This window comes from Paenibacillus sp. D9 (assembly GCF_001188365.1).
Lineage (GTDB): Bacteria > Bacillota > Bacilli > Paenibacillales > Paenibacillaceae > Paenibacillus_O > Paenibacillus_O humicus.
The window spans coordinates 1281345-1298317 of the sequence record NZ_JZEJ01000001.1; the positions used below are offsets into that span (position 1 = coordinate 1281345).

General features: G+C 60.5%; 16 protein-coding genes. All 16 read right to left on the reverse strand.

Features of this window, described 5'->3' with window-relative positions; all coding sequences use genetic code 11:
* Positions 1–26 precede the first annotated feature (26 nt).
* Positions 27–452, reverse strand: a complete 426-nt coding sequence (locus tag VE23_RS05975; RefSeq protein ID WP_021879138.1) for a YraN family protein — start codon at positions 450–452, stop codon at positions 27–29.
* A complete protein-coding gene (locus VE23_RS05980) occupies positions 449–769 on the reverse strand; it encodes an EscU/YscU/HrcU family type III secretion system export apparatus switch protein (protein WP_021879137.1) in 321 nt (106 codons plus the stop codon). Before VE23_RS05980 ends, VE23_RS05975 begins: the two co-directional genes overlap by 4 nt.
* The gene (locus tag VE23_RS05985) at positions 766–2916 is read right to left on the reverse strand and encodes a hypothetical protein (protein ID WP_049867555.1); all 2151 of its coding nucleotides are present in this window, start codon (positions 2914–2916) and stop codon (positions 766–768) included. Before VE23_RS05985 ends, VE23_RS05980 begins: the two co-directional genes overlap by 4 nt.
* 496 nt (positions 2917–3412) lie before the next feature.
* Positions 3413–4045 (reverse strand): ribonuclease HII, encoded by a 633-nt coding sequence (locus VE23_RS05990; protein WP_048746522.1) that lies wholly within the window; start codon positions 4043–4045, stop codon positions 3413–3415.
* A gap of 92 nt (positions 4046–4137) precedes the next feature.
* Positions 4138–5013 (reverse strand): ribosome biogenesis GTPase YlqF, encoded by an 876-nt coding sequence (gene ylqF / locus VE23_RS05995; protein WP_021879134.1) that lies wholly within the window; start codon positions 5011–5013, stop codon positions 4138–4140.
* Positions 5014–5068: 55 nt separating this feature from the next.
* A complete protein-coding gene (gene lepB / locus VE23_RS06000; RefSeq protein WP_048746495.1) occupies positions 5069–5686 on the reverse strand; it encodes a signal peptidase I in 618 nt (205 codons plus the stop codon).
* A gap of 143 nt (positions 5687–5829) precedes the next feature.
* The gene (gene rplS, locus VE23_RS06005) at positions 5830–6174 is read right to left on the reverse strand and encodes a 50S ribosomal protein L19 (protein WP_048746497.1); all 345 of its coding nucleotides are present in this window, start codon (positions 6172–6174) and stop codon (positions 5830–5832) included.
* Positions 6175–6341: 167 nt separating this feature from the next.
* Positions 6342–7130 (reverse strand): tRNA (guanosine(37)-N1)-methyltransferase TrmD, encoded by a 789-nt coding sequence (trmD, locus tag VE23_RS06010; RefSeq protein ID WP_049867556.1) that lies wholly within the window; start codon positions 7128–7130, stop codon positions 6342–6344.
* Positions 7131–7134: 4 nt separating this feature from the next.
* Positions 7135–7653 carry a ribosome maturation factor RimM gene (gene rimM, locus VE23_RS06015; RefSeq protein ID WP_048748696.1) on the reverse strand — a complete coding sequence of 173 codons (519 nt, stop codon included), beginning with the start codon at positions 7651–7653 and terminating at the stop codon, positions 7135–7137.
* Between the two features lie 156 nt (positions 7654–7809).
* Complete coding sequence (gene rpsP, locus VE23_RS06020; protein ID WP_048748695.1) at positions 7810–8082, reverse strand: 30S ribosomal protein S16; 273 nt, start codon at positions 8080–8082, stop codon at positions 7810–7812.
* Positions 8083–8167: 85 nt separating this feature from the next.
* Positions 8168–9544: a signal recognition particle protein gene (ffh, locus tag VE23_RS06025; RefSeq protein WP_048748694.1), complete on the reverse strand. Its 1377-nt coding sequence runs from the start codon at positions 9542–9544 to the stop codon at positions 8168–8170.
* Between the two features lie 70 nt (positions 9545–9614).
* Positions 9615–9995 (reverse strand): YlxM family DNA-binding protein, encoded by a 381-nt coding sequence (gene ylxM / locus VE23_RS06030; RefSeq protein ID WP_048748693.1) that lies wholly within the window; start codon positions 9993–9995, stop codon positions 9615–9617.
* Between the two features lie 119 nt (positions 9996–10114).
* Positions 10115–11110 carry a signal recognition particle-docking protein FtsY gene (gene ftsY, locus VE23_RS06035; protein ID WP_021879125.1) on the reverse strand — a complete coding sequence of 332 codons (996 nt, stop codon included), beginning with the start codon at positions 11108–11110 and terminating at the stop codon, positions 10115–10117.
* Positions 11111–11185: 75 nt separating this feature from the next.
* Positions 11186–14764, reverse strand: coding sequence for a chromosome segregation protein SMC (gene smc / locus VE23_RS06040; RefSeq protein ID WP_049867557.1), 3579 nt, complete (start codon positions 14762–14764; stop codon positions 11186–11188).
* Positions 14765–14908: 144 nt separating this feature from the next.
* A complete protein-coding gene (rnc, locus tag VE23_RS06045; RefSeq protein WP_021880978.1) occupies positions 14909–15613 on the reverse strand; it encodes a ribonuclease III in 705 nt (234 codons plus the stop codon).
* Entirely contained in the window at positions 15603–16844 is a 1242-nt protein-coding gene (gene fabF / locus VE23_RS06050; RefSeq protein ID WP_021880977.1) for a beta-ketoacyl-ACP synthase II, read from the reverse strand. The genes rnc and fabF overlap by 11 nt, the downstream gene beginning before the upstream one ends.
* Positions 16845–16973 lie beyond the last annotated feature (129 nt).

Genomic DNA, 16973 nt, shown 5'->3' on the forward strand with positions numbered 1-16973 from the left:
TCGTTCACAATGAAAGCAAGATCAACTCAGAAGGCATTTCGTACATAAGCGACCTCAATCGGCCTTATGCCGGCAGAATCAAGCGTAACGGCAGCCGCATCGAAGCGGACCGTCTTCTCCTGCCACCCCTTTTGACTCAAATACTGGCGGGCGATCTTGCGCACCTTATGCTGCTTGCGGGCGTCGATCGACTCCAGCGCGGTTCCGAACCGGCTGCCCTGCCGCAGCGAACGGACTTCCGTCACGACGAGGGAGCCGCCTTCAACGGCGATAATATCCAGCTCTCCCTCGCGGCAGCGCCAATTGCGCTCCAACAGCCTGAAGCCGCCGGCTTCCATCCATTGGGCGGCTGCATCCTCGCCGATCCTTCCAGAGAGGCTCCTGGCAGCTCCGATGCGCGTGCCCGCCTTTCGAGACTTGTCCGGATCGGCGTTTCCGGGCTTGTTCTTCATGCGCTGTCCCCCGCCTCGCGGTCAGCCCGATATAAAAAGCTGAGAATCTCGGCGACCAGGCCGTACAGCTCCGGAGGAATCTGCTGGTCCAGATCCAGCTTGGACAGAACCTCTACGAGCGAGCGGTCTTCCTGCACCGGCACTCCGCTCTCTCGAGCCCGCTGCAGAATCTCGTCGGCCAAATGTCCGGTTCCCTTCGCTACGACGACCGGGGCTCCGTCTTTCAGCGGATCGTACTTGAGCGCGACAGCCTTTTTCTTCGCTTGAACGGGCTCGTCCGCATCCGCGCTTCCATATTTGCGCTCATCCTCGCTCATACCCTCAGATCAACCCCCTTGTACGGCTCTGCCGCTGCAAGCGCCGCATCGGGAACATTCATCTTCTTCTCCGCAGCCTTGCGCTCTTCCGGATGAACGACTTTCATGCCGAGAAGACGATAGCCCGAAGCTTGAAGCAGCTCGGCCAATGCCGTCTTGCCGGCATCGGCCAGCAGCGGAACGGCAGGATGGCCGTTGAACACCGTCAGGCTGACGACTTTGTCCGCGACAGCCACGTCAACGACCGTGTCTCCGATGACATCCATTCTCAGGTGGAAAAGGAGACGGCAGTTGGATGCGTCCAATCCGCCCTTTGCATTCCGTCTCGACTGTACATGCACGGAAGCAGTCTGTCCGCCGTTAGCCGTTTGAATAGGAATCTGCACCGTGAGCTGCGAGAAAAACGTTCCGCTGCGCTCCGGCGACAGCATGAGCTGCTGTCCTGTAATATGCTGCAGCAGCTGCTGGGCCGAGTCCTTTGCCGCCGGTGGCAAGTCCCCCGACTGCAGCAGCGTGAGCAGCGCGGACTTGATTGTCGCCGTTTCCGGCACCGCCGCCTCCTTGACGCCGGGCGCCAAGGCCGGCAGGCCGGTTTCTCCATGAGCGGGTCCGGCAAGCGGTCTCGCCGCGCCTTCGGCTGCAGGCTTGCCATTCGCCAGGGAAACATCTCTTAAGGCAGCAGTCCGTTCGCTTTCCTTCGCGCCTTGCGCGCTCGGTTTCGGCTCGTTCGCTTTGGCTCCGGCTGGCTCCGCGGCTGTGCTGGCGTTCATCGATGGAGCTGCCTTCGGACCGCCTGGTTTCTCCGGGCTATCCATGTCATCCAGCGCACCAGGCGCAGACGGCGCCTGCTTGGCCTCTGGAGACGAAGTCGGGATTTCCTTTCCTCCGCCTGCTGCCCCCTTGTTCACGATATCCGCTGGGATCGACGGCTCTGCTCCTGAAGCGGTCGATGTCATGGCAGCTGAGCTATGGGAAGCAAGGGCACCGCCGCGCTCCATGAGTTCTGCCTGTACATCCATGCTTCCGTCCTGCGGCATACGGACCGCGCTTCCGGCAGCACGCTCCGCCGACAGCTGGTTCCGCACCTGATTCTCATGGCCGGCTCCAAGCCAATCCAGCATTTTGCGCGCCCAGTTCCCGGCTGGTTCGGCCGGCTCGGTTTCATTCTCCATCAAAGCCGAATCGGCAGCAGCGGTTCCCTTAAGCTGTACCGCATGTGGACCTGCTCCGTCTGCTTGGAGCAGCTTCCCTTCAACATTCGCCGTCTTTGCGGCTTGAATGAGCTCTTTGCCCTGTGCATGCACACCTTGTTGATCTCCCGCGGCAAGCTTTACCGGCCTTGTATCTGCGTTGTCCGCCGTTTGTTCCTGAGCCGTTTTCACGTCCGGGGACAAAGCGACTTTCAAATCAGCAGGAAGGTTGGATTTCATGCTGCCTCTATCCGCCGGCTGCTTGGCTAGTTCATTGGCACCCGGCCAGCTCCCGCCGCCGTCAAGCAGCTCCAGCAAGCGGGCGGCGTTGAGCTTGGCCGCCCTATCGTCTCCGGATGCATGTTCGGTCATTGCCTTTAATGCCGATGACAATTGTTCCAAAAGCTCGTGCACAGGCGGGCCGGATTGAATTTGCCGCAGCGACGACACCGTCGCCTCCGTCATCGGCAATCCCCGCTGAATGGCGACCGCGGCTGCTTTCAGCCATTGCTGCGGATTCTCGCCTTCCGGCATGAATTCGGCCGCTTCAGCCAGCGCGCCGGCAGTCGCGCCGTCTATCGCGACGCCCATCGCCTTCAATTCGCGCACAAGAGCTTGACCGGCCTGTTCTTTGCCGCCTGCACCGAACTTAAGTCCGAGCGACTTCCACACTTCATCGGTCGGTTCAGAGGCCGTTTTGCCCGGCTCCTGCCGTTTCAAAACCAGCTTGCCTTCAGGCGTTTCCGACTGCACCTGCAGGACAGCCGTCTGTCCTTGCTTCAATGGCGTCTCCAACTTGGCGACGAGCTGCGTGCCGCCGATCTGCAAAAGCGCTTCATTGTCCCCCATCAGCTCCACGACCTGAGCCCGGACCGTCTGGCCGGGGCGCAGCTCCAGCGTGCGGCTGGCCGCAGGCTGCACGTCCCCGATCAGTTTGATGAGACTTCCGATATTCATCGTCGTTACGGCCTCCGCTCGCTTATGTCCTATTTTCTCTGTAGTCCTTTATCGACATTTACGCGGTAAAACATAATGGTTTTCGATCGGGAACATTTGTTCTGTTCCTGTTTCAAGCCAAGCATGCCATCGGCCCGTTCATTTCCAATCTGCGTCGGCATCAGGACGCAGAGAAGGCTTAAGCTGCCATTTTCGACTGTTAGGCTGCCATTTAATAAAAGGAGTCCACCTCCTTGAATCAGGCATGCGAGCTGCTGATGCAGGACCGTCCGAGCTTCGGGAACCCGACGTCATTCAAAGCAGCGCAAAAAAGTTGATATCCCAGAACATTTCCCCTTGTCCGTGTTTGCCCGGACGAACGAATCCGGTCTGAAAGAGGCGAATTCCTGCTCCTTCGCGAGATAAATCCTTATCTGGCGTTACCGGCAAATAGGAAGTCGATCCGACAGCTCGAAAAATCAAAAAACCCTTGCGTTCCCGCAAGGGTCGAATCGGTCTAAAAAAGCGCAAGCTGATCCTCCGGCAAAATCTTGCCGAGGAAGGAACGCCGGTGGAGAGGGCTTGGCCCGTGCTGAAGCAGCATGGAGCGGTGATGCTTGGTCGCATAACCTTTATGTACGGCAATCCCGTAAGCCGGATAATGCAGATCCCATATCTCCTTGCAAAGACGGTCGCGTGTCACCTTGGCCAGTATGGATGCCGCCCCGATGCTCTGGCTCACCGCATCGCCGTGAATAATGGCTGTCTGCGGAAAGTCCATATCGACGGTCTCCGCATCGACCAGCAGATGGGAAGGCCGTACGCCGAGCGACTCCACTGCCTGCTTCATAGCCAGACGCGAAGCCTGGCGGATGTTGATGCGGTCGATCGTCTCGGAGTCGATTCTCGCGACAGCCCAGGCAACTGCCGAATCGAGGATGACATCGTAGAGCATCTCGCGCTTCTTCTCCGAGAGCTTCTTGGAATCGTCGACTCCGTCGAGCACAAGCCCTCGCGGCAGGATGACCGCCGCAGCGACGACATCGCCGAACAGGCAGCCCCGCCCGACCTCGTCCACACCGCAAACATGCTCGGCTCCCGATTCCCAGAGCGGCCGCTCATAAGAGAGCAGATCCTTCGGCTCGCTCATGCCGGCAGCAGCGGATTCACCGGGCTCCGATCCTTCTTCCCATAAGGAAGGGGAAGCTTCCGGATTCGGCTGATGCGCTTGACGGCGCGGCTTCATGGCCTTGCCGGAGGCGCTGCTTCCAGCGTGAGGCGGCCGAGCTTGCCGGCACGGAGCTCCCGCAGGATAATTCCGGATACCTTTTCCAGATCGATGCGGCCGCCGCTGAGCAGGCAGCCGCGGTTGCGGCCGATCTGCTCCATGACCGCGACGATCTGCATGTTGTCATCGAAATTCTCAGGCTGTTCTTCCAGACCGAATCGATCCTGCATCTCGGGCCAGTATCTCTCTGCGAGCACGCGGACGGCAAAGTACGCCACGTCTTCGATATTGAGCACCTGCTCCTTGATCGCGCCGGTCATGGCAAGCTTGTAGCCGACCAGCTGATCCTCGAACTTCGGCCACAGGATGCCCGGTGTATCAAGCAGCTCCATCTCCGAGCCGACCTTGATCCATTGCTGTCCCTTGGTCACGCCGGGACGATCTCCGGTGGCGGCGATGTGCCTGCCGGCCAGACGGTTGGTCAAGGTGGACTTGCCGACGTTGGGAATGCCGACAATCAGCGCCCGCATGGCGCGCGGGTTCATGCCCCGGTCCAGCATGCGCTGGATTTTTTCGTGAAGGATTTCCCTCACCTTGACGGGAATCTCATTCACCCTGGAACCCGTCGAGGAATCGACGGCCAGGCTCACATACCCTTTGGAAGCAAAGTATTGCATCCACCGCTCCGTTTCGCGGGAGTCGGCCAGGTCTGCCTTGTTCAGCAGGATGAGACGTGGTTTGCCCCTCAGGATGTCGTCGACCATAGGGTTGCGGCTGGACATGGGAACGCGGGCGTCGAGCAGTTCGATCGCAATGTCAATCAGCTTGAGCTTGTCTTCGATCTGTCTTCTTGCCCGCGTCATATGTCCGGGGAACCACTGAATCGTCATGCCAGCACCTCATTTGCTCTATCGTCGGAACCTTGGAAGCTGAGCTTCCTTTAGGTTAACCGTGTTTGATGATCTTCATGTCGGAAGGCGGCCAGAAAATGACGTCCGCGCGTCCGATCAGCTGCTTGTAAGGAATGTAGCCGATTCTGCGGCTGTCCTCGCTGTTGCTGCGGTTGTCGCCCATCGCCAGGAAGGAGTCCGCAGGAACCGTTCCTTCGGTTACGTTCTCGTTGGGGAAGTTCGGTCCGGTCTGGTTCCACAGCTCGCCTTTTTTGTTCGCTTCTTCAATGGCTTGCTTCAGGTAAGGCTCGTCCTGCTTGACATCGTTGACGAAGACGTCGTCGCCCTCGACCTTGACCTTGTCGCCCGGGAGCGCGATGACGCGCTTGATGAAATCCCTTCCCTCCTGGGGAACATGGAATACGACCACTTCACCGCGATGCGGCTGCCTGATGTCGAAGATGATCTTGTTGACGATCAGCCGTTCACCCGTATGGAAGTTAGGCTGCATGGAAGGTCCGTCGACAGCGAACGGAGCGAAGAGGAACCAGCGGATCAGCCATACGAGAATGGCCGCGATCGCCAGCGCCTTGACCCATTCAAACACTTCCTTGCGGGCTTTGCCGCCGCGAGTTGCCGCATTCTGCTCTTCTGGAAACTGCTCTTCAGCCATCTGCAGTTCAGCCTTCTTTCGTCACACGGATAGGGTATTGGTTTTATGAGAGGAATTACCGAGGCGCAGAGGCCTTCAGAAATAATGCCTTAAAATAACGAAAAGGGGCTTGTTTGCGGCAAGCCCCTCTTGACGTTCCATTCTTAGCGGCGGATTTCCTTGATACGGGCCGCTTTGCCGCGCAGTTCGCGCAGGTAGTACAGTTTCGCGCGACGAACTTTGCCGCGACGGGTAACTTCGATGCGGTCAATCTTAGGCGAGTTGATCGGGAACGTACGCTCCACGCCAACGCCGTAAGAAATTTTGCGGACGGTGAACGTCTCGCTGATTCCGCCGCCGCGACGTTTGATGACAACGCCCTCGAACAGCTGAACCCGCTCACGGGAACCCTCGATAACCTTTACGTACACCTTAAGCGTGTCGCCTGGACGGAAGCTAGGGATGTCCGTGCGAAGCTGCTCTTGAGCAATCGTTTGTAAAAGATTCATGAGTTTAGTCACTCCTTCCACCATAGACGTTCATATAAGCTAACCGGCTCGCCTTGTGAGCCGGATCATGGCCGATAGAGGACCGTCCGAGTCATTAAAACAACATTTCAAATCATACCATATCCAAGCCCGGAAAACAACCTCATCTTCATGAATCGAGCTGTCTTTCAGGAAAAAGATTCCGGATCCGCTGCCTGGGACTTTCGCTCGCGCAGCCATTTCCGCTCTTTGTCGGTCAGCTCCGCCGTCTCCAGCAGATCAGGCCTGCGTTGGAGCGTCCTCTGCAGCGATTGCTCGCGCCTCCAGGCGTCGATGTTGCGGTGATGTCCCGAGATCAGCACCTCGGGAACATCCCAGCCGCGGAAGCTCGCCGGACGTGTATAGTGGGGGTATTCAAGCAGTCCGGTGCTGTAGGAGTCCGTAACGGCGGACGATTCGTTGCCGAGCACGCCTGGCAGCAGCCGGACGACGCTGTCGATCATGACCATCGCCGGCAGCTCGCCTCCGGTCAGCACGTAGTCGCCGATCGACAGCTCGTCGGTCACGAGATGCTCGCGGATGCGCTCGTCGTAGCCCTCGTAATGGCCGCAAATGAAAATCAAGCGTTCCTCGCGCGCGAGCTCTTCCGCCTTGCGCTGGCTGAACGGCTCCCCTTGCGGACACATCAGAATGATGCGCGGAGGCTTGCTCTCCGCCGCCTGAGACTCGACAGCGCCGCCGCTGGAGCCCCCGAGCAGATCCTCGACCGCCGAGAACACCGGCTCGGCCTTCAGCACCATGCCGCCGCCTCCGCCGTAAGGATAGTCATCGACGGTATTGTGCTTGTTGTTGGCATAATTCCGAAAGTTGACTGCCTGCAGCGAAACGATGCCTTTGTCCCTGGCCTTGCCGAGTATGCTCGCTCCGAACACGCCGTCGAACATTTCCGGAAACAGCGTCAAAACGTCGATGCGCATCTCCTTACATCAATCCTTCCATGAGCCGTACCGTTACTCGCTTCGCACGCACATTCACGTCAAGCACGACGTCGTCGATGTAAGGAAGCAGCAGCTCCTTGCCGTCCTTCAGCTCCACCGCCCAGACATCATTGGCGCCGGGACGGAGAATCTCGGTCACAAGTCCGAGGCTTTCTCCCTCTTCCGTGACGACTTCGGAGCCGATGATGTCCGTGTAGTAGAATTCGCCCTTTGCAAGCGGCTCGCGCTGGGAATCGGACACCTTCATCAGATATCCCTTGAACTTTTCGACCTCGTTGATGTTTTCGTAGCCTTTCAGCTTGACGATGTACACGTTCTTATGCGATCTGGAGCTTTGAACCTCAACCTGAACGCCGCCGGGAGTGCCTTCCTTCTGCAGGGAAAGCCTGCTTCCCGGGGCAAAGCGCTGATCGGCAAAGTCCGTATGCGGCACGACCTTAAGCTCGCCGCGGATGCCTTGCGTATTCACGATCTCGCCGACTGTAAACCACTGCTCCGCCATGCTCAGTTCCTCCTTGGTCAATGACGCCTGTGCGAATGATCACGGCGTTCGCTCCTGGCGCCGTCAAGAATTAATTTCGGAAGCAAAAGGGCTAGGATATTCATCCTAACCCTTTTCCGAGCTTATATTCGGGAAATCCCTTTTCGGGGAAAATCCTTACTTTTGAAGTTTCTGCTCGTGGAATTTCTTGAGCACGCCTGCTTTGGAAAGCAGGTTGCGGACGGTGTCGGATGCTTGAGCTCCGGTTTGCAGCCATTTGAGGGCTTTTTCTTCGTCGATGTTCACTTGAGCCGGTTGTGCAACCGGGTTATAAGTGCCGATTTCTTCGATGAAACGGCCGTCACGCGGCGAACGGGAATCAGAAACTACCAGACGGTAGAACGGGGCTTTGTGGGCACCAATGCGTTTGAGACGGATACGTACTGCCATTTTACTTCACCTCCTTGAAAGAATAAGACGTCTTCGGCTTTCCCTGAAAAGGAATCGCTTCACGGACGTTATCGCAGGCTGAAGATCAGCCGAACGGGAACTTCATGTTTTTGCCGAGCAAGCCTTTGAGGCCTTTCATGCCGCCTTTGGGGCCTTTCGGACCCATCATGGAGGAGAATTGCTTCATCATCTTGCGCATGTCGTCGAACTGCTTGATCAGCCGGTTGACTTCCGCCACCGAGGTGCCGCTGCCTGCGGCGATCCGCTTGCGGCGGCTGTGGTTGAGAAGCTCGGGCTTGCGCTTCTCTTCTGTCGTCATCGACTTCACGATCGCTTCGACACGGCCGACCTGCTTGTCGTCCACTTTGAGATCCTTCATGCCCTTCATCTTGTTCATGCCGGGCAGCATATCCATGATCTGATCCAGCGGGCCCATGCTGCGGACCTGCTCCATCTGCTCCAGGAAATCCTCGAAGGTGAACTCGGCGTTGCGCATCTTGCGCTCCATCTCGGCAGCCTTGTCGGCGTCGATGCTGGACTGCGCCTTCTCAATGAGGGAGAGCATGTCGCCCATGCCGAGAATCCGGGAAGCCATCCGTTCCGGATGGAACGGCTCCAGCGGCTCGATCTTCTCGCCGGTCGCGGCGAACTTGATCGGGCAGCCCGTGACGGCCTTGACCGAGAGGGCCGCTCCGCCGCGGGTATCGCCGTCGAGCTTCGTCAGCACGACGCCGGTGAGCGCCAGCTGGTCATGGAAGCTCTGGGCGACGTTGACCGCTTCCTGGCCGGTCATCGCATCCACGACGAGCAGCACTTCATCGGGCTTGGTCACTTCATGGATCTGCTTCAGCTCTTCCATGAGCGCCTCGTCGATGTGAAGGCGGCCGGCCGTATCGATGATGACATAGTCCAGGCCGTTCTCCTTGGCGTGCTCGACGCCCTGGCGGGCGATCTCGACCGGAGAGGTCTGGTCGCCCATGGTGAACACCGGCACGCCGATGCCTCCGCCCACGACCTGCAGCTGCTTGATCGCCGCCGGGCGGTAGATGTCGCCCGCCACGAGCAGCGGCTTGTGGTTGGATTTCTTCAGCATGAGGGCAAGCTTGCCGGAAGTGGTCGTTTTGCCGGCGCCCTGCAGGCCCGCCATCATGATGACCGTCGGAGGACGGTTCGCCTTGGCCAGCTTGCTCTGCGTGCCGCCCATCAGCTCCGTCAATTCCTTGTTGACGATGTCGATGATGACCATGCCCGGCGTGAAGCTTTTCTGCAGCTCCTGGCCGAGGGCGCGCTCCTTCACCTTGGCGATGAATTCCTTGACGACCTTGAAGTTGACGTCGGCTTCCAGCAGTGCGAGCCTGACCTCGCGCATGGCTTCGTTCACATCGTCTTCCGTTACCTTGCCTTTGCCCCGCAGCTTGCCGAATACGTTCTGCAGCCGGCTAGACAACCCTTCAAAAGCCATTCCCGCCACCTCCTGTCCGCTTCCATGCGTATGTTGTCGTTATATCAGCCGCCATAAGGCGGTCATTCTCTCAATTCTCCTGCTCTCCAGGCATGAGCGACTCCCGGAGAGCCTCCGCCAGCTCCGCGAGCCTGGCTCCGGCAGGGGTGAGAGCGATCTCTCCCAGCTCCGCCTGCAGCTCGTCCAGCAGTCTGGAGGCCGCCACCGAGCGGGACAGCATTCCGAGCTTCGACTCGTAATCCTCCAGCAGCGCCGCGCCGCGCTTGACATGCTCATATACCGCTTGGCGGCTGATGCCGAGCTCGGCGGCGATCTCTCCGAGCGAGAAATCGTCCAGGAAATAATACGTCAGGATGGAGACCTGCTTCTCCGTAAGCAGCTGACCGTACAGATCGAACAGCATGTTGATCCGTGTCGTCTTCTCCAGCGCGTCGCGCTGATCGGCAGCCATCGGCAGCAGCTCCTTCCAGATCCTGCAGGCCGGCCGCAGCCGGTCATCCTGCGTTAGCGAAACTTATCATACCCTACGCCGGGGCAGGTGTCAAGCTTTTGACCTTGTCAGCAATCAGGCTATTGTTCCGGCCCGGAATCCTGATCCCGGATAAGGCCCGCGAACAACGCATGCACGAACTGCTCGGAGTCGAATTGCTGGAGGTCCTCCATCTTCTCGCCGAGGCCGACGAACTTGACGGGAAGGTCCAGCTCATGGCGGATCGCGATGACGATCCCGCCCTTGGCCGTGCTGTCGAGCTTCGTCAGCACGAGGCCGGTCACGCCGCTCTTCTCGCCGAACATCTTGGCCTGGCTGAGCGCGTTCTGCCCCGTATTGGCGTCGAGAACGAGCAGCACCTCATGCGGAGCGCCCGGAATCTCGCGCTGGATGACGCGGAAGATCTTGTTCAGCTCTTCCATCAGGTTGCTCTTGTTCTGCAGCCTGCCCGCCGTGTCGCACAGAAGGACGTCCGCCTTGCGCTGCTTGGCCGCCTGGACGGCGTCATACATGACCGCCGCCGGGTCGGAGCCCGCCTGCTGGCGGATGACGTCGACGCCGACGCGCTGGCCCCACACTTCAAGCTGCTCGATCGCGCCGGCCCGGAAGGTGTCGCCGGCCGCCATCAGCACCGATTTCCCCTCGCTCTTGAACTTATGGGCGAGCTTGCCGATCGTCGTCGTTTTGCCGACGCCGTTGACCCCGACGAACAGAATGACCGTGATGCCTTCGTCCGCCATGCGCAGCTCGCTGCCGTTGTCGCTGCCGAGCAGGCCGATCAGCTTCTCCGACAGCACCGGCTGCAGCTGCGCGGCATCCTCGATCTTGCGCTTCTTCACCTCGGATCGCAGGTCGTCGATCAATTCCATGACGGTGTTGACGCCGACATCCGCGCTGATGAGGATTTCCTCCAGCTCCTCGTAGAAATCCTCGTCGATCTTCTTCCTGCGGGTGATGAGCTCCTCCACCCGTTCCACGAGAGCCGTGCGGGTTTTGGCCAGCCCGTCCTTGAATATCGTCGTGACCGACTCCGTCTTGGAGGCGATGCTTTCTCTAAGCTTCTTGAAAAATCCCATGCCGTTTCCTCCGGTCCTTCATTATTCTATAGTCGAGGCAGGCAGCGATGGCGCCGCCGCCCTCTGTTGCGCCAATCAGGCCGATACGGCCGCCTCCTCGTCCTCAAGCCGCACCGATACGAGCTTGGAGACGCCGCCCTCCTCCATCGTGACGCCGTACAGCACGTCCGCTTCCTCCATCGTGCCTTTGCGGTGGGTGACGACGATGAACTGGGTCAGCTCCGAGAACTCCCGCAAATACTGGGCGAAGCGCGCGACATTGGCCTCGTCGAGCGCCGCCTCCACCTCGTCGAGCACGCAGAAGGGAACGGGCTTGACCTGGAGGATGGCGAACAGCAAGGCGATCGCGGTCAGCGCCCTCTCGCCGCCGGAGAGCAGCTGCAGGTTCTGCAGCTTCTTGCCCGGAGGCTGGGCGACGATGTCGATGCCGGTCTCGAGCACCCGTTCGGGATCGACGAGCACCAGATCGGCGCGCCCTCCTCCGAACAGCTTGGAGAATACGACGACGAAGTGGCGGCGGATCTCCTCGAAGGTGATCCGGAAGCGCTTCGACATCTCCTCGTCCATCTCCCGGATGACTTCATAGAGCGTCGCCTTGGCCTCGACGAGATCCAGCCTCTGCGCATCCAGGAATTCATAGCGTTCCCGAACCCGCTGGTATTCTTCGATGGCGCCAAGATTGACTTCGCCGAGCGAGGCGATGCGCCGCTTCAAGTCGCGCACCGCCGTCTGCACCTCGGCGGCTTCTCCCGCCATGGAATAGCGGGTTTTGGCCAGCTCATAGCTGAGGCCGTATTCCTCGCTCAGCTTGCGGAGAAGGTTGTCCAGCTCCACATCCAGCCGGTTGACGGCGATTTCCGTCTGCCGGAGCTGCTCCTCGACGCGCTTCAGTCCGCTGCGCTGCTCGCGGGTTTCGCTTTCGCCCAGCTCAAGCTCCTTGCTCTTGTCCGCGCGCGCCGACCGCTTGAGATCCGTCTGCGCGGAGCATTCCTCCTTGCGCAGCCGCAGCCGGTTGAGCTCCTCGATCTGCTTCACCGACTCGGCTTCGAGCGATTCCTGCTCTTGAAGGCGCTCGCGCAGCGCGGCCTCCAGGGAAGCCGCCTCCGACCGCGCCCTGCCGCTGTCGCCCTTGATCCGGTTCAGCACGTCCTGCACGGCAAGCCGCTCCTGGTCCGCCTTCGCGACCTGGATCTTGAGATCGGTCAGCTGCCCCTGCAGCTCCTCCTTCGCCGATTCGCTCGCCTTGCGCCGCTGCTCCGCCATCGCGATCGCTTCCTGCAGGCCCGCTTCGCGTATGCCCAGCTCATCGAGCCGGCTGGCGGCTTCCGCTGCCGCCTGGTCCAGCTGGCGCAGCTCCTCTTCGTTGCCGCTGCGGTCGGAACTGAAGACCGCGCCCTGTTCGGCAAGCGCGGCGGCCTCGCTCGTGACATGCTGCAGCTCCGTGCGCCTCTGCTGCTCCTGCACGTTCAGCCGCTCCGCCGTCTCCCGATGCTCGTCCCGATTTTGGGCGGCGATAGACAATTCCTTGCGCAAGTCCGACTGTTCCCCCCGAAGCCGATCGATCTGCTTCTGCATGTCGGAGGCTTCCATGTCGAGCTGTTCGATCTGCCGCTGGCGGCCGAGCAGGCTTGCGCCTTTCTTCTGGAGACTGCCCCCGGTCATGGAGCCGCCGGCATTGACGACGTCGCCTTCCAGCGTCACGACGCGGAATCGGTAGCCGCAGCGGGCTGCGATCCGGTTGGCGCATTCCAGATTCTCGGCCAGAAGCACGTTGCCGAGCAGATTGTTCACGATATTCTCGTACCGCGGCTCGCAGCCGACCAGCTCGGCGGCAACGCCGATGTAGCCTTCCATCGATGCGGCCTGGCGCTTGTCCTGCTCCGGAACCGATCTCCCCTTGATGACATCCAGGGGAAGGAACGTCGCCCGTCCCAGCTGACGCTGCTTCAGGAAAGCGATCGCCGCGCGCGCCGTCCGTTCGTCCTGCATGACGACATGCTGCAGCGCTCCGCCCAGTGCCGTCTCGACGGCGGTCTCGATCCGCTGCGGCACCCGGACGAGCTCGGCGACGGCGCCGTGCACGCCCTCGAGTCCTCCGGAAGAGCGCCGCGCAGCCTTGAGCACCTCGCGGACGCCGTGCATGAAGCCGTCGAGCGCATCCTGCATTTCCTTCATCGTATCCCGGCGCGAGGTGAGCGCCTCCAGCCGCTGCTCCCATTTGCGCAAGGCGGCGCCGGCTTCCTCCTGCAGACGCTGAATCTCCTGCACCCGCTGGGATTGCTGTATGTATTGGTTCCGAACGGACTCCAGCTCCTGCACCGTCCGCTTGAGCGACAGCTCAAGCTCGGCCCTGCGGCTCTCCAGCCGTTCCGAATTCTCCTGCCATTTGCCCTCTTCGCCGCCAAGGCGGTCCATTCGGCGCTGGAGCGATTCCTTCTGCTGCGTGGAATAGCGGATTTCGTTGCGCAGCTGGGCCATCGTGCTCAGCACTTCCAGCAATTCGCCCTTGAGCGATTCGCCCGCTTCGGTCGAAATGCCTCCGGCGACTCCCGCCAGGCGGCCTTCTTCTCCCTGCATTCGGCTGCGGAGATCGATGAGGACAGCCTCCAAGGCGCTTGCCTTGGCCCGGATCTCCTCTTCCTCCGCGGCCATCTGCTCCTGGCGGCCGCGCAGCGATTCCAGCGACTGCTCCAGCTGGACGCGGTTGCCGTCGAGGTTGCGGCGGCGCTCCTTGAGCACCTCGCCGTATCCTTCGCATTTCTCGTAGTCCTCGCTGTACTGCAGCATAGCCGCATGCAGCTCCTCCAGCTGCGACTCCAGCTCGCGCAGCTGCATGCGGTCCTTCTCCAGCAGCGCATCATGCTTGCTGACGACCGAGGACAGCTCCAGCTCCTCCTTGCGGAGAACTTCGAGCTTGGCGTTGTTCTCGTTCCAGCCTTGATGCACCTGATCGATCTGATGGACGTACAGGCCGATCTCGCTGCTCTTGAGCTCTTCCTTGAGCGCCTTGAACTGGATCGCCCGCTCCGACTGCTCCCGCAGCGGCTCGACCTGATCCTCCAGCTCCGAGACGAGGTCGTAGATGCGCAGCAGGTTGCTCTCGGTGTCGTCCAGCTTGCGCTGGGCTTCCCGCTTGCGGGATTTGTACTTCACGATGCCGGAGGCTTCCTCGAAAATGCCGCGCCGGTCCTCCGAACGCGTGCTGAGGATTTCCTCGATGCGGCCCTGCCCGATGATGGAATAGGCTTCCTTGCCGATGCCCGTATCCATGAACAGCTCCGTAATATCCTTGAGCCGGCAGGACTGGCGGTTAATCATATATTCGCTGTCGCCGCTCCGGTGCACGCGCCTGGTCACCGTCACCTCCTGATGCTCGAGCGACAGCGTGCCGTCGGAGTTGTCCAGCGTCAGCGAGACCTCGCCGTAATTGACCGCCTTGCGGGCGTCGCTTCCGGCGAAGATGATGTCTTCCATCTTGCCGCCGCGGAGGCTCTTGGCGCTCTGCTCGCCGAGCACCCACCGGATGCCGTCGGAAATATTGCTCTTGCCGCTGCCGTTAGGCCCGACGACGGCGGTAATGCCGCGAACAAACTCCATTTCGGTTTTGTCCGCAAAGGATTTGAAGCCCGATAATTCAATCCGTTTCAACAACATGGGTAGCGGTTCACCTCTTGTGGCTATTGTACCATACGGCAGGGCGGCTGGTCAGCGTGCTTGGCGCGTCGAATCCTTCCATGGGAAATAAAAAAAGCCCGGGCACCTGAAATGACGGTGCCGGGCTCTGGATGGCTCGCGGTGCTAATCGGCCTGCGGCTCCGAAACTGCCTGCCAAGCTTCCTCGGCGGCCTTCTGCTCCGCTTCCTTCTTGGTGCGTCCAATGCCGCGCCCGCGAATCTCCTCGCCGACGTGGACATGAACGACGAACTCCCGGTCATGGGCCGGACCGCGCTCCTCGGCAACGCGGTATTCAACGCCGCCAAGGGAAAGATTCTGCACGCGCTCCTGCAGCTTGGACTTGTAATCCTTGCCGGAGAGGCCCTCGTTGCCTTCCAGCCGGGCGAACATCACCCGGCGGAGAAAGTCCCTGACCGTGTCGACCCCGGCGTCCAAATAAAGCGATCCGACAAACGCTTCGAACAGATCGGCCAGCAGCGCAGGGCGCTGCCTGCCGCCAAGCTGCTCTTCGCCTTTGCCCAGACGGACGAACGAGCCGAAATCAAGCCGCTCGGCGAATCTGGCCAGCGAAGGCTCGCAGACGATCGCCGCCCGCATCCGGGTGAGATCTCCTTCCGGGCGCTCGGGATAAGTCTGGAACAGATGCTCGGACACGAGCAGCTGAAGCACGGCGTCGCCCAGGAATTCGAGCCGTTCATTGTCTTCGGTTACGGCATCGCGGTGTTCGTTCACGTAGGAAGTATGCGTGAAAGCCTGTCTCAGCAGCTGGGGCTTGGCGAAGGTGAAGCCTAGCTGGCGCTGCAGGTCCTGAAATCGCTCACGCTTCATATTTCTTCATGATGATCGTCGCGTTGTGGCCTCCGAATCCGAAGGAGTTGGACAACGCCGTGCGGACATCCGCCTGGCGCGGAACGTTGGGCACGTAGTCCAGATCGCATTCCGGATCCTGATTGTCGAGGTTGATCGTCGGAGCGATGACGCCGTTCTGCAGCGTCAGCGCCAGGATGACCGCCTCAACGCCGCCTGCGGCGCCGAGCAGATGTCCCGTCATCGACTTGGTGGAGCTGACGGCGACTTTGTAGGCATGCTCTCCGAACGTATTCTTGATCGCCGTCGTCTCGGACTTGTCGCCGACCGGCGTCGACGTGCCGTGCGCATTGATGTAATCGATGCTCTCCGGCTCCAGCTTCGCGTCGCGCAGCGCCATCTTCATGCAGCGTGCCGCTCCGTCCGGATCCGGCTCCGTCATATGATGGGCGTCTCCGCTCATGCCGTATCCGATCACTTCGGCGTATATATGGGCGCCCCGCGCCTCGGCATGCTCCAGCGATTCCAGGATAAGGACGCCTGCGCCTTCGCCCATGACGAATCCGTCGCGGTCGACATCGAACGGACGGCTCGCCTTCTGCGGCTCGTCATTGCGCACCGACATGGCGCGCATGGAGCAGAAGCCGGCCATCGCCATCGGGCGGATCGTGGATTCCGCGCCGCCGCAGATCATGACGTCGGCGTCGCCGCGCTGAATCATCTTGAACGAATCCCCGATCGTATGGGTTCCTGTCGCGCATGCCGTTACGACGGTCGTATTGGGACCTTTGGCGCCGGTCGCCATCGATACTTGGCCGGAAGCCATGTTCGCGATCATCATCGGAATGAAGAACGGGCTGACCCGCTTAGGCCCTTTCTCCAGCAGCACGCTGTGCTGGTCCTCCCAGGTGCCGAGGCCCCCGATGCCGGAGCCGACCATGACGCCCGTGCGCTCGGCATCGCTGTTCTCGCCGATGCGCAGGCCGGCATCCTCGACAGCCTTGAGGCTCGCCACGACAGCCAGCTGGACGAAGCGGTCCATGCGGCGCGCTTCTTTCCGGTCGAGACCGTAGCTCTCCGGGTCGAAGCCTTTGATTTCGGCCGCGATCTTGGTCGGATATTCGGAGATATCGAATGATTCGATCTCCGATACGCCGGATTTGCCTTCCATCAGGCTGCCCCAGAACTGCTCTTTGTTGTCGCCAAGGGCGGTCAATACGCCCAAGCCTGTTACTACCACTCGTTTATTCATTCAATTCACCTCGGAGAACGGCAATGTGGACGGCACGTCTTGCGCCGTCTTGCAAACATATCTATCCATCAGCATACGGGCCGTGCGCCGCTTGGTAGCGGGCCTGTCCATCGCAGCTGCAGCATGCAG

Excerpts from the sequence above, each read along its gene's own strand:
- VE23_RS05975 (WP_021879138.1), bottom strand. The coding sequence starts at position 452 with ATGAAGAACAAGCCCGGAAACGCCGATCCGGACAAGTCTCGAAAGGCG.
- VE23_RS05980 (WP_021879137.1), bottom strand. The coding sequence starts at position 769 with ATGAGCGAGGATGAGCGCAAATATGGAAGCGCGGATGCGGACGAGCCC.
- VE23_RS05985 (WP_049867555.1), bottom strand. The coding sequence starts at position 2,916 with ATGAATATCGGAAGTCTCATCAAACTGATCGGGGACGTGCAGCCTGCG.
- VE23_RS05990 (WP_048746522.1), bottom strand. The coding sequence starts at position 4,045 with ATGAGCGAGCCGAAGGATCTGCTCTCTTATGAGCGGCCGCTCTGGGAA.
- ylqF (WP_021879134.1), bottom strand. The coding sequence starts at position 5,013 with ATGACGATTCAGTGGTTCCCCGGACATATGACGCGGGCAAGAAGACAG.
- lepB (WP_048746495.1), bottom strand. The coding sequence starts at position 5,686 with ATGGCTGAAGAGCAGTTTCCAGAAGAGCAGAATGCGGCAACTCGCGGC.
- rplS (WP_048746497.1), bottom strand. The coding sequence starts at position 6,174 with ATGAATCTTTTACAAACGATTGCTCAAGAGCAGCTTCGCACGGACATC.
- trmD (WP_049867556.1), bottom strand. The coding sequence starts at position 7,130 with ATGCGCATCGACGTTTTGACGCTGTTTCCGGAAATGTTCGACGGCGTG.
- rimM (WP_048748696.1), bottom strand. The coding sequence starts at position 7,653 with ATGGCGGAGCAGTGGTTTACAGTCGGCGAGATCGTGAATACGCAAGGC.
- rpsP (WP_048748695.1), bottom strand. The coding sequence starts at position 8,082 with ATGGCAGTACGTATCCGTCTCAAACGCATTGGTGCCCACAAAGCCCCG.
- ffh (WP_048748694.1), bottom strand. The coding sequence starts at position 9,544 with ATGGCTTTTGAAGGGTTGTCTAGCCGGCTGCAGAACGTATTCGGCAAG.
- ylxM (WP_048748693.1), bottom strand. The coding sequence starts at position 9,995 with ATGGCTGCCGATCAGCGCGACGCGCTGGAGAAGACGACACGGATCAAC.
- ftsY (WP_021879125.1), bottom strand. The coding sequence starts at position 11,110 with ATGGGATTTTTCAAGAAGCTTAGAGAAAGCATCGCCTCCAAGACGGAG.
- smc (WP_049867557.1), bottom strand. The coding sequence starts at position 14,764 with ATGTTGTTGAAACGGATTGAATTATCGGGCTTCAAATCCTTTGCGGAC.
- rnc (WP_021880978.1), bottom strand. The coding sequence starts at position 15,613 with ATGAAGCGTGAGCGATTTCAGGACCTGCAGCGCCAGCTAGGCTTCACC.
- fabF (WP_021880977.1), bottom strand. The coding sequence starts at position 16,844 with ATGAATAAACGAGTGGTAGTAACAGGCTTGGGCGTATTGACCGCCCTT.